9 protein-coding genes are annotated in these 11,722 nt (G+C 72.3%); 5 read left to right on the forward strand and 4 right to left on the reverse strand.

The window, feature by feature from the left end:
- Nucleotides 1-203 precede the first annotated feature (203 nt).
- Nucleotides 204-2,018: an aspartate--tRNA ligase gene (gene aspS, locus OZN99_RS15765; RefSeq protein WP_270936212.1), complete on the reverse strand. Its 1,815-nt coding sequence runs from the start codon at nucleotides 2,016-2,018 to the stop codon at nucleotides 204-206.
- Between the two features lie 117 nt (nucleotides 2,019-2,135).
- Here aspS and rnd point away from each other — a divergent pair, with 117 nt between their 5' ends.
- From rnd to OZN99_RS15790, 5 genes are all read left to right on the forward strand, one after another.
- The gene (rnd, locus tag OZN99_RS15770; RefSeq protein ID WP_270936213.1) at nucleotides 2,136-3,320 is read left to right on the forward strand and encodes a ribonuclease D; all 1,185 of its coding nucleotides are present in this window, start codon (nucleotides 2,136-2,138) and stop codon (nucleotides 3,318-3,320) included.
- A 29-nt stretch (nucleotides 3,321-3,349) separates the two neighbouring features.
- Nucleotides 3,350-4,843 (forward strand): mannitol dehydrogenase family protein, encoded by a 1,494-nt coding sequence (locus tag OZN99_RS15775; protein ID WP_270936214.1) that lies wholly within the window; start codon nucleotides 3,350-3,352, stop codon nucleotides 4,841-4,843.
- A gap of 237 nt (nucleotides 4,844-5,080) precedes the next feature.
- Nucleotides 5,081-5,656, forward strand: a complete 576-nt coding sequence (locus OZN99_RS15780; protein WP_270936215.1) for a hypothetical protein — start codon at nucleotides 5,081-5,083, stop codon at nucleotides 5,654-5,656.
- Nucleotides 5,657-5,998: 342 nt separating this feature from the next.
- Complete coding sequence (locus tag OZN99_RS15785) at nucleotides 5,999-6,430, forward strand: DUF2231 domain-containing protein (protein ID WP_270936216.1); 432 nt, start codon at nucleotides 5,999-6,001, stop codon at nucleotides 6,428-6,430.
- Nucleotides 6,430-7,713, forward strand: a complete 1,284-nt coding sequence (locus OZN99_RS15790) for a PQQ-dependent sugar dehydrogenase (protein WP_270936217.1) — start codon at nucleotides 6,430-6,432, stop codon at nucleotides 7,711-7,713. The genes OZN99_RS15785 and OZN99_RS15790 overlap by 1 nt, the downstream gene beginning before the upstream one ends.
- A gap of 33 nt (nucleotides 7,714-7,746) precedes the next feature.
- Here the strand turns inward: OZN99_RS15790 and OZN99_RS15795 are convergent, their stop codons facing one another.
- The 3 genes from OZN99_RS15795 to OZN99_RS15805 all read right to left on the reverse strand — a co-directional run.
- Nucleotides 7,747-9,240, reverse strand: a complete 1,494-nt coding sequence (locus OZN99_RS15795; protein ID WP_270936218.1) for a Ppx/GppA family phosphatase — start codon at nucleotides 9,238-9,240, stop codon at nucleotides 7,747-7,749.
- Between the two features lie 37 nt (nucleotides 9,241-9,277).
- Nucleotides 9,278-11,476, reverse strand: coding sequence for an RNA degradosome polyphosphate kinase (locus OZN99_RS15800; RefSeq protein WP_270936219.1), 2,199 nt, complete (start codon nucleotides 11,474-11,476; stop codon nucleotides 9,278-9,280).
- A 10-nt stretch (nucleotides 11,477-11,486) separates the two neighbouring features.
- A partial coding sequence (locus OZN99_RS15805) for an HdaA/DnaA family protein (RefSeq protein ID WP_408611850.1) occupies nucleotides 11,487-11,722 on the reverse strand: 236 nt, incomplete at its 5' end.

Here is an 11,722-nt window from a genome sequence, read left to right on the forward strand (position 1 = left end):
GCGGGCGATGCCGGCGGCCAGCGCCTCCTCGCTCACGCCGTGGCGGGGCCCGCCGGTGACCGGGGCCTGCGCGGCCGCCGGCGCGGCCAGCAGCGCGAGCGCGGCCATCCCCGCGAGAAGCCGGCGCGACATCGGGCGATGGGTCATCTCGGCTCCTGAGCGGAGAGGGGGGCGGCGAAGGGGGTGGCTCATCCGCGCATCACTTAGGAAGGCTTCGGCCCGCCGGCACCCTTGGCCGGCGGCAGGTCCAGCTTGATGGAGAGCTCCTTCAGCCGCGCCGGTTCCACCGGGGCGGGTGCGCCCATCATCAGGTCCTCGGCCTGCTGGTTCATCGGGAACAGGATGACCTCGCGGATGTTCGGCTCGTCGGCCAGCAGCATGACGATGCGGTCGATGCCCGGCGCGGAGCCGCCATGCGGCGGCGCGCCGTAGCGGAAGGCGTTCAGCATGCCGCCGAAGCGCTGCTCCACCGTCTCCGCCGAATAGCCGGCGATCTCGAAGGCGCGGATCATGATGTCCGGGCGGTGGTTGCGGATCGCGCCCGACGACAGCTCGATGCCGTTGCAGACGATGTCGTACTGGAAGGCCTTGATCTCCAGCGGGTCCATCGTGTTCAGCGCCTCCAGCTCGCCCTGCGGCATGCTGAAGGGGTTGTGGCTGAAGTCGATCTGCCCGGTCTCCTCGTTCAGCTCGTACATCGGGAAGTCGGTGACCCAGCAGAAGCGGTAGGCGTCCTTCTCGACCAGGCCGAGCTCGTTGCCGAGGCGGGTGCGCGCCTGGCCGGCAAGCTTCGCGGCCTCGTCCTTCTTGCCGGCGGCGAAGAACACCGCGTCGTTGTCGCCCAGGCCGCAGGCCGCGCGGATCGCGGCGACGCGGTCGGCCTCGAGGTTCTTGGCGATCGGGCCGCCGGCCTGGCCGCCGTTGAAGGTGATGTAGCCGAGGCCGCCGGCGCCCTGCTCGCGCGCCCATTCGTTCAGCTTGTCGAAGAAGCCGCGCGGATTGGCGCCGGCGCCCGGCGCCGGGATGGCGCGCACCACCCCGCCCGAGGCGGCGATCTTCGCGAACAGCCCGAAGCTGCCTCCGGCGAAGTGCTCGGTCACGTCCGCGATGCGGATCGGGTTGCGGAGGTCCGGCTTGTCGGAGCCGAATTCGAGCATCGCGCGGTCATAGGGAATGCGCGGGAAGGGCGCGGGAGTCACGGCGCGCTTCGTGCCGGAGAAGCTGCTGAACTCCTCGAACACCCCTGCGAGCACGGGCTCGATCGCGGCGAAGACATCCTCCTGCGTGACGAAGCTCATCTCGAAGTCGAGCTGGTAGAACTCGCCCGGGGAGCGGTCGGCGCGGCTCGCCTCGTCGCGGAAGCAGGGGGCGATCTGGAAGTAGCGGTCGAAGCCCGCGACCATGCAGAGCTGCTTGAACTGCTGCGGCGCCTGCGGCAGCGCGTAGAACTTGCCGGGATGCATGCGCGCCGGCACCAGGAAGTCGCGCGCGCCTTCCGGGCTGGACGCCGTCAGGATGGGCGTCTGGAACTCGGTGAAGCCCTGCTCGATCATGCGCCGGCGGATGCTGGCGATGACCGCGCTGCGCAGCATCAGGTTGCGGTGCTGCTTCTCCCGCCGCAGGTCGATGAAGCGGTAACGCAGGCGCAGATCCTCGGGGAAGTCCTGGTCGCCGGCGACCTGGATGGGCAGCACCTCGGCCGCGGACTGCACCGTCACCTCGGCCACGCGCAGCTCGACCTCGCCGGTCGGCAGCTTCGGGTTCACGGTGCCGGCCTCGCGCGGGACGACCTGGCCGGTCACCGTCACCACGCTCTCCGGGCGGGCCGCGTCCAGCGTGGCGAAGGCCGGCGCCCCCTGCGCAACCACGCATTGCGTCAGCCCGTGATGGTCGCGCAGATCCACGAAGAGCAGACCGCCATGGTCGCGCTTGCGGTGCACCCAGCCGGAAAGCCGGGCGGTCTTGCCGGCGTCGGCGGCGCGGAGCGCGCCGCAGGTATGGGTGCGGTAGGCGTGCATGTGACGGTCCGGGGTGCCTGGAAGATGGGCGAAACCGCACCAGCCCGGGCGGGAAGTCAAGCCGTTCGCCCCTGGCCCGGCTTCCCGCCCGGTGTACCGAGGTCTAAACCCGCGGTCATGAGCCGCCGCCCACCGGCGGGCGCCGACCAGGCCCCCGCCCTGATCACGGAGACCGGAGAGCTCGCGGCGCTGTGCGAGCGACTGCGGGCCGAGCCCTTCGTCACCGTCGACACCGAGTTCATGCGGGAACGCACCTACTGGCCGGAGCTCTGCGTGGTGCAGCTGGCCGGCGAGGCCGAGGTAGCGGTGGTGGACGCCCTGGCCCCCGGGCTGGACCTCGCCCCGCTCGGCGCCCTGCTGGCCGATGAGCGCGTGGTGAAGGTGTTCCACGCCGCCCGGCAGGACGTGGAGATCTTCCTGCTGAAGTTCGGCGCGGTGCCGACGCCGATGTACGACACCCAGATCGCCGCGATGGTGGCCGGCTTCGGCGACCAGGTGAGCTATGACGGGCTGGCGCGGTCCCTGGCCAACGCCCAGATCGACAAGGCGCACCGCTTCTCCGACTGGGCGGCGCGGCCGCTCTCCGCGGCGCAGATCGCCTATGCGGCGGCCGACGTGACCCACCTGCGCCGAATCTACCAGGGCCTGACCGCCCGGCTGGAGCGCGAGGGGCGCACCCCCTGGGTGGCAGAGGAGATGGCGGCGCTGGCCGACCCCGCCACCTACCGCGCCGACCCGGAGACGCAGTGGGAACGGCTGAAGCCGCGCAGCCACAACCGCCGGTTCCTGGGCCTGCTGCGCGCCGCCTGCGCCTGGCGGGAGCGGGAGGCGCAGCGGGTCAACATCCCGCGCCAGCGCCTGGTGAAGGACGAGACCCTGCTCGAGATCGCCGCCACCGCGCCCGCCAACCCGGCCGAACTGGTGCGGGCGCGCGGCATCACGGAAGGCTTCGCCAAGGGCAAGTCCGGCGCGTCCCTGCTGGCAGCGCTGGCGGAGGCGCGCGCCCTGCCCGACGAGGCCCTGCCCGAGGTGCCGCGCGACCGCGCCGGCCCGCCCCCCTCCCCCGCGCTGGTGGCGCTGCTGAAGGTGCTGCTGGCGGCCCAGAGCGAGGCGCATCACGTCGCCCCGCGCCTGCTGGCCAGCTCCGAGGAGTTGGAGCGGCTGGCCGCCGGCGAGGAGGACCTGCCGGCGCTGCATGGCTGGCGCCGCGAGGTGTTCGGCGAGCAGGCGCTGGCGCTGAAGACCGGGCGCATCGCGCTGGGCGTGGACGGCAAGCGCGTGCGGGTGATCGCCGCGGGGTAGCGCCCGGTCCGGGCCGGGGAGGCCGGCCGGTGCAGGCTGTCGCGCTGGAACGGGCGGCGCTGGGGCGCCTCGGGCCCTCGGTGCGGGTGCCGCGCTACGACCCGGCGGGCGTGACGGCCGGGATCGTCCATCTTGGCCCCGGCGCCTTCCACCGCGCGCACATGGCCCGCTACACGCACGAGGCGATGGAGCGCGACCCGGGGGCGCCGTCCTGGGGCATCCTGGGGGCCGGGCTCATGCCCGGCGACCGCGCGCTGCGGGACGCGCTGGCGCCGCAGGACTGGCTCTACACCCTGGTGGAGCGCGACGGGGTGGGGGAGACGGCGCGCGTCATCGCCTCGCTGGCCGGGGTGATGCTGGCGGAGGAGTCCGTCGGCAGCCTGCTCGCGCGGCTGGACGACCCGGCGATCCGCATCGTGAGCCTGACGGTCAGCCCCGACGGCTACTGCCTGGATCGCGTGACGCGGCGGCTGGACCCGGCGCATGAGCTGGTGCGCGCGGACCTGGCCGCACCGGCGGCGCCGCGCAGCGCCATCGGCGTGATCGTGGAGGCGCTGCGGCGCCGCCGCGCGGCGGGCCTCGGCCCCTTCACCGCGCTCTCCTGCGACAACATCCAGGACAACGGCGACGTGCTGCGCGACGCCGTGCTCGCGCTGGCGGCGCTGCGCGACGATGCGCTGGCCGGCTGGATCGCGCGGGAAGGCGCCTTCCCCAACACCATGGTGGACCGCATCACGCCGGCAACGCGGCCCGACCACCGGCGCCATCTGGAAGCCGAGCATGGCCTGCGCGACCGCTGGCCGGTCTTCTCCGAGGCCTTCTCGCAATGGGTGATCGAGGACCGCTTCGCCGCCGGCCGCCCGCCCTGGGAGGAGGTGGGTGCGCAGCTGGTGGCGGATGTCGCGCCCTACGAGATGATGAAGCTGCGCCTGCTGAACGGCAGCCATCTGGCAGTGGCCGCGCTCGGCCGGCTGCTGGGCCATGTGCATGTGCACGAGGCGATGGCCGAGCCGCGCCTGGCCGCCTTCATGGCGGCGTTGATGGCGCGGGAGGTGGCGCCCTTCCTGCCGCCCGTGCCGGGCGTGGATCTGGCGGCCTACCAGCGCACCCTGATCGCCCGCTTCGCCAATCCCGCCATCGAGGACACGGTGGAGCGCATCAACAACGCCGCGCCGGTCGGCCTGCTGCTGGCGCCGATCGCGGCGAGCCTCGCGGCGGGCGGCCCGGTGGATCTGCTGGCACTGGCCCTGGCCGTGTGGATGCGGCGGATGCGCGGCGTGGACGAGGCCGGTGCACCGATCGCGCTCGGCCATCCGATGGCGGCGGAGCTGTGGGCGCGGGCGGAGGCCGGCGGGGCCGACCCGGCGCCGCTGCTGGCGATGGAGGCGCTGTTCGGCGGCCTGGGCCGCGAACCGCGGCTGGTGGCGCCGCTGCGGCGCTGGCTCGGCCTGCTCTACGAACGCGGCAGCGCCGCCACGCTGGTGCACGCGGCGCGGGAGCTGGGGTTCGAGCCGGCGGGCTGAGCCGGCGTCGCGCTTTGGTAGTTTGGCGCCTTGGGCCGCGCGGGCGCACCGCGTCCTTCGGACAAATTCCCCTGGGCCAGGCTACGGCGGCAGTCCGTTGCGCGTGCAGGTGATCGCGGCACGGCAGCGTGGCAACTCGCCCGGCCGTCATTGGTCGGCACGGATGATCTCGGTACGATTGCAAAACAGGTCCGTGACCTGCGATGCTCCTCGGCAAAGACTGCCCGGGAACCTGCCATGCCGCTGACAATTCAGGCCAACCCGAATGTGGGAACCGCCTTCATGATCCCGCAGCGCTTCACCGTTCGCAGCATTCAGGGGCGCCGCATCGGCACCTCCGCGCTGATGAACTGCATGGGCCTGGTCATCCACTCGCCGCAGCACCGGATCGGATGCGTGGCGCATATCGAAGCGGAGGGAACCACCGCAGCCTACATCACCGCGTTCCAGCGTTACCTCGCCTACATGCTCTCCAAGATCATCAAGTACGGCGGGTCGGATGGCGGCATGCAGGTTGGCCTTTTCGGCAACGTGCAGGGCTCGACAGATGGGGTGCTCAGCGCCGCAATACGCAACAGTTGCATCGCGGCGGGCATCCGCTCGACTGAGATCAGCGACCAGCGAAACTGCGCCAATCTCGGCCTGTTCCAGCCAGCTGGGCCGCATCGACCGCTGGGGGGCCTCTACGGCGCGATCGCCTACGACCCGACGGCCGGGATCGTGGACTGCTATGCCCAGACCGTCGGCCCTCCGATAGTGCCAGTGCCCGACGCCACGCAGACCGGCATTCGGCGCAAGCAGTTGCAGCCCTAGCGCATCGGTGCTGGTGCTTCGGGTTGCCGACAAATGCGCCGCAGCGGCGCCAGACCTTGCGCGATCTTCGTCGCCCGAACGGCCGATAGCGCAGAACAGCGCCTGCGTCGCGAGGCGTGCCGGGACTGGTTCGAGAGTGGGCGAGCGTCTGGCCAGCACATAGCACCGGGGATCGGGGAGATCAAGGAAATAATTCCTCTCCCGCCTGATCGACCAGAACGCCGCGCATTGCAGACCCCGAAACCCGCCGGCCGCCATGCCGTTGCCATGCCGCGTCGTGCACCGGCGCAGGCCGGGCACCCGCGCGTCGCTCGGCCGGACCGAGACACGAGAGGATCCGCCGTGGCTGTCATCTCCGCACCGAGATACCTGAGACCGCTGCACCCGCTGCACGCCATCCTGCTGGCCTTCCCGCTGCCGCTGTTCCTCGGCGCGCTGCTCAGCGACCTGGCCTACCGGGCGAGCTTCCACATCCAATGGGCCAACTTCGCCGCCTGGCTCATCGCCGGCGGGTTGGTCTTCGGCGGCTTCGCCCTGCTCTGGGCCCTGGTGGACCTGATCCGGAGCGGACCGGCGCGCCGCAGGCACGCGGCCATCTACTTCGTCGTGCTGCTCGTCATGTGGGGCCTGGGCTTCGTCAATGCGCTGGTCCATGCGAAGGACGCCTGGGCGATCATGCCGGAAGGGCTCTACCTCTCGGCTGTCGTGGCGGTGCTGGCGCTGGCGGCGTCCTGGCTCGGCTATGCCGGCGTTCGGGCCGGGGAGGCCGCGTGATGCGCAAGGTCCTGCTGATCGGCGCCGCGGCGCTGGCCCTCTCCGCCTGCGATAACGACACCTCCGTGTCGCAGCGGGGCCCGGACCCGGACCTGCCGGAACCGCGCCGCGGCCTGCTGCCGGAGATGACGGTGCCGCGCCCGGCCGCGTGGGGCGACGAACGCCCGACCGTGCCCGCGGGATACCGGATCGAGGCCATCGCGACGGATCTCCGGATCCCGCGGCAGACGCTGATCCTGCCGAATGGCGACATCCTGGTCGCGGAGGGCACCGGCAGCAGCGCGCCCCCCATGCGCCCCAAGGACCTCATCGCGGGCTTCATCAAGAGCCTGGGCAAGAGCCGGGTCGAGGGCGGCAATCGGCTGACCCTGCTGCGCGACGCCGATGGCGACGGCACCTACGAGACGCGCGGCGTCTTCGCGGAGAACCTGAACGCCCCCTACGGCCTCGCCCTGGTCAATGGCAACCTCTACGTCGCCAACCAGGACGCGCTGGTGCGCTTCGACTACCGCGACGGCCAGACCGAGGCGGGCGGGCCGCCGACGCTCGTCACGGAGCTGCCCTCGGCCATCAACCACCACTGGACGAAGGCGCTGACCGCCAGCGCCGATGGGCGGTTCCTGTATGTCGGCATCGGCTCCAACAGCAACATCACCGAGCGCGGGATGGAAGCCGAGGTCGATCGCGCCATGGTCTGGCAGATCGATGCGGAAACCGGCGCACGCCGGCGCTTCGCGACCGGCCTGCGCAACCCGACCGCGCTGGCCATCCAGCCCGGCACCGGCCAGCTCTGGGCGGTGGTGAACGAGCGGGACGAGATCGGCCCGGACCTCGTCCCGGACTACCTGACCTCGGTGCGGGAGGGCGGCTTCTACGGCTGGCCCTACAGCTACTGGGGCCAGAACGTCGATCCCCGCGCGCAGCCGCAGGACCCGGAGAAGGTCGCCGCGGCGATCCGCCCGGACTACAGCCTGGGCGCGCATGTGGCGGCACTGGGCCTGGCCTTCTCGACCCCGGCCATGGGGTCGGAGTTCGCCGAGGGCGTGTTCGTCGGCGAGCATGGCAGCTGGAACCGCGCCGAGCCGGTCGGCTACCGGGTGGTCTTCGTGCCGTTCCGCGACGGCCGGCCAACCGGCACGCCGATCGATGTCGCGACCGGCTTCCTGAACGAGGCGGGCCAGGCGCGCGGCCGGCCGGTCGGCGTCTCGGTGGACCCGCGCGGCGCGCTGATCGTCGCCGACGACCTGTCGAACACGGTCTGGCGGATCACGCCGGCCCGCTGAGCAGGACGAAGCGGGCCCGCCGGCGGTGCCGGCTCAGCCCTCGGCCACCTCCACGGTCGCGGGCAGGCCGAGCGCGGTGGCCAGCGTGTCCAGGCGGCGCTGCACGCTCTCGCCGGCGAAGACGCCGGTGCCTTCGACGAGGCGCAGCCGCAACTCGCCGCCGACGCGGCGCAACGCGGTGCCGGTCAGCAGGGCGGGCGTGCCGCCGGAGAGCGTGAAGGCCAACCGCAGCGCGGCGCCCAGCACCTCCGCGCGGCGCACATCCAACGGGTCGAGCAGCTGGCGGGCACAGGCCAGGAAGGGCGCGGCGGTGTCGGCCTCGTAGCGCAGCGCGGCCACTAGGGCGAGGAAGGCGCGCTGGTGGTGGTCCACGCCGACGCCGGGCTGGCGCAGGACTCGATAGAAGGCGTGCTCGCCGCGATAGTCGGGGTGGTCGTGGCTGCCGATGTCGGCGATCCAGCACGCCGCCTCGCGCAGCGCCGCGGCCTCCGGCATCTCGTTCTCGAACAGCGGGTCGGTCCAGGCGACGAGGGCGGGCGCGAGTTCGGTGTCGCGGCCGAAGCGCGCGGCCAGGTCGTGGCCGGCGGCCAGCAGCGGGTCCTCCTCCCGCACCTCGGGTGGCAGCAGCCGCGCGTACCAGCCCTCGCGCAGGCCGTTGGCGCTGAACACCACGCGCCGCGCGCCGGTGGCGCGCAGCAGGCGGCGCAGCACCACGGCGGCGAAGGGCATGTCCTGCAGGCGCTTGGCCGGCGCGTCGGGCATCTTCTCCAGCGTCTTGCGGCCGGCCTGGGCGATCACCCCGGCCAGGTCGCGCGCTTCCTCCCGCGCGATGACGTAGTGGTGGACGATGGAGAGCGGGTAGCCGGTCTGGGCGATGTGCATGCGCGCCAGCGCGCGCCAGGCACCGCCGACGAGGTAGAGATCCCTGCCCTCGGCGCGCTTCAGCCACGGCACGCGGGCCAGGTCGCCCTCCACGATGGCGCGCGCCTTCGCCGGGTCGCCGCCGGCGCGGTCGGCCAGCCGGATCGCGCCGAGCGGCAGCGACGCCGCCTGCCCCATCCGGCCGTGATCCAGCTCCACCAGTTCCAGCGAGCCGCCGCCGAGGTCGCCCAGCACGCCATCGGCGCCGGGGAAGCCGAGCAGCACCCCATCGGCCGAGAGCGCGCCCTCCTCGAAGCCTGAGAGCACGCGCACGGGGATGCCGGGCAGGCGTTCGTTGATGGCGGCGATGAAGTCCGGACCGTTCTCCGCGTCGCGCGTCGCCGCGGTGGCGAGGATCTCCACGGGGTCGGCGCCCATCGCGCGGGCGACGGCGGCGTAGCGGCCGAGCACGGTCAGCGCCGGGCCCACCGCCTGGTCGTTCAGCCGCCCGGTCACCTGCAGGCCGCGGCCGAGGCCGAGCACCGCCTTCTCGTTGAAGATGGTCAGCGGGTTGCGCGACAGGCCCTCGAAGACGACGAGGCGGACCGAGTTGGAGCCGAGGTCCACCACGCCCAGGCGCGGCGGAAGCTGGGGCCGGCGCCGCATCGACCGGCGCGGCGCAGGGGGATTGGTGTCCACCCGGTCAGTCCTGCGCGACGCGGTCCGGGCGCCCCCGCTTGCCGCTGCGTGCGGCGCGCGGCTTCAGCGCGCTGCCGCGGCCGGAGAGCGACGGGTTGATCATGAAATACTCATGCGCCGAGACCGGCTTCTCGCCGGGCGACAGGCGCCGGTAGACCGCATCGGGTCCCAGTTCCCAGCTCTGCATCGTGTCCTGCAGGTTCACCACCATGACCTGGTCGAGGATCTGCGCATGCACGGTCGGGTTCTCGATCGGCACCATCGTCTCGACCCGCCAGTCCATGTTCCGCGCCATCCAGTCCGCCGAGGAGATGAACACCCTGGCGCGACGCGAGGGAAGCCGGTGGCCGTTGCCGAAGACATAGATCCGGCCGTGTTCCAGGAAGCGGCCGACGATGGACTTCACGCGGATGTTCTCCGACAGGCCGGGCACGCCGGGGCGCAGGCAGCAGATGCCGCGCACCACGCAGTCCACCTGCACCCCCGCGGCGGAGGCGCGGTAGAGCGCGTCGATCAGCGCCTCGTCCACCAGGGAGTTCATCTTCAGCCAGATGGTCGCCGGCTTGCCTTCCTCGGCGAATCCGATCTCGCGCTCGATCAGGCCGAGCAGGGCGGGGCGGATGGTGAGCGGCGCGAAGGCCAGCGCCTCCATCGTCTCCGGCCTTGCGTAGCCGGTCATGTAGTTGAACAGCTTCTGCGCGTCGCGCGTCAGCGCGGGGTCGGCGGTGAAGAAGCTGAGGTCGGTGTAGATGCGGGCGGTGACCGGGTGGTAGTTGCCGGTGCCGAAATGCGCGTAGCTGCGCAGCATGTCGCGTTCGCGCCGCACCACCAGGCTGACCTTGGCGTGGGTCTTCAGCTCGACGAAGCCGAAGACGACCTGCACGCCGGCGGCCTCCAGCTCCCGCGCCAGCGCGATGTTCCGCTCCTCGTCGAAGCGGGCCTTGATCTCGACGATGCCGGTGACGGACTTGCCGCTCTCCGCCGCCTCGATCAGCGCCTTGACGATGGGGCTGTCGCGCGTGGTGCGGTAGAGCGTCTGCTTGATGGCGACGACGTTCGGGTCGCGCGCGGCCTGGCGCAGGAACTGCACCACGACGTCGAAGGATTCGTAGGGGTGGTGGACGACGATGTCCTTGGCCGCGATGGCGGCGAAGCAGTCGCCGCCGAAATCCAGGATGCGTTCGGGGAAGCGCGGCGTGTAGGGCGTGAAGAGCAGGTCGGGCCGGTCGTCCACGATCAGCTGGCGCAGGTCCGAGACGCCGAGCAGCCCGTCCACCTGGAAGACGCCCTGCGGGTCCGCGTCCAGCTCCTCCACCACCAGTTCCAGCATGTCCTGGGGCATGCGCGCATCGACGCTGAGGCGGATGGCGCGGCCGCGGCGGCGGCGCTTCAGCGCGCTCTCGTAGCTGCGCACCAGGTCCTCCGCTTCCTCCTCGAACTCCACGTCGGTGTCGCGGATCAGGCGGAACAGGCCGGTCTCGGCGGGGATGAAGCCGGGGAAGAGGCGGTCGAGGAACAGGCCGATCAGGTCCTCGAGCATGACGAAGCGGATGGCCGGGCGCTCCGCCTTGCCGGCGGTCGCGGGCTGCGGCGGGCTGGGCAGGCGGATGAAGCGCTCCACCTGCGGCGGCAGCGGCAGCAGGGCGCGCATGGTGCCGCCATCCTCCTCCCGCACCAGCTTCAGCACCATGCAGAGCGCGAGGTTGGCGATGAAGGGAAAGGGATGCGCCGGGTCCACCGCCAGCGGCGTGAGCACCGGGAAGATGCGGTCCATGAAGTAGTGCTCGAGCCAGATGCGGTCGGCGGTGGTCAGCGTGCCGGGCTCGCACACCACCACGCCGGCTTCCTCCAGCAGGCCGCGCAGCTCGTGCCAGGCCTGCTGCTGGGCGGCGATCAGCGCCTGCGCCGCGGTATGGATGGCGGCCAGCGCGCGCCCCGGCGTCAGCCCGTCGGAGGAGACGGTGGTGATGCCGGCGCGTTCCTGCCCCATCAGGCCGGCGACGCGCACGGAGTAGAACTCGTCGAGGTTGGAGGCGGAGATCGCGACGAAGCGCAGCCGTTCCAGCAGCGGGTGGCGGGGATTCGCCGCTTCCTCCAGCACGCGGGTGTTGAAGGCCAGCCAGGACAGCTCGCGGTTGATGAAGCGGCTGGGCGCGTCGGGCGCGATACGCGGCGGGGCGGCGTCGGCAGGCATCGTGTCCATGCCGGGGAGCCTACCCCAGGCCGCCACCCGGCGGCGAGGCGTCAGGCCCTTCCGCAACCGAACCGTCATCCGGGCCGAAGAGCCCGGCCAGGACGCCGCGGGCGAAGGGCCGGGTGATCGCCGCGCCGCGGGCGAGCGCCGCGGCGTCCAGCGCGGCGACGGCGGCAGCGATGGCGGCGGCGTCGCGCGGCAGGTGGGCCAGCAGGAAGTCCTGCACCTCCGGCGCGACGCGCAGCTGCCGGTCGG

Source organism: Falsiroseomonas oryzae (genome assembly GCF_027856955.1).
Classification (GTDB): domain Bacteria; phylum Pseudomonadota; class Alphaproteobacteria; order Acetobacterales; family Acetobacteraceae; genus Falsiroseomonas; species Falsiroseomonas oryzae.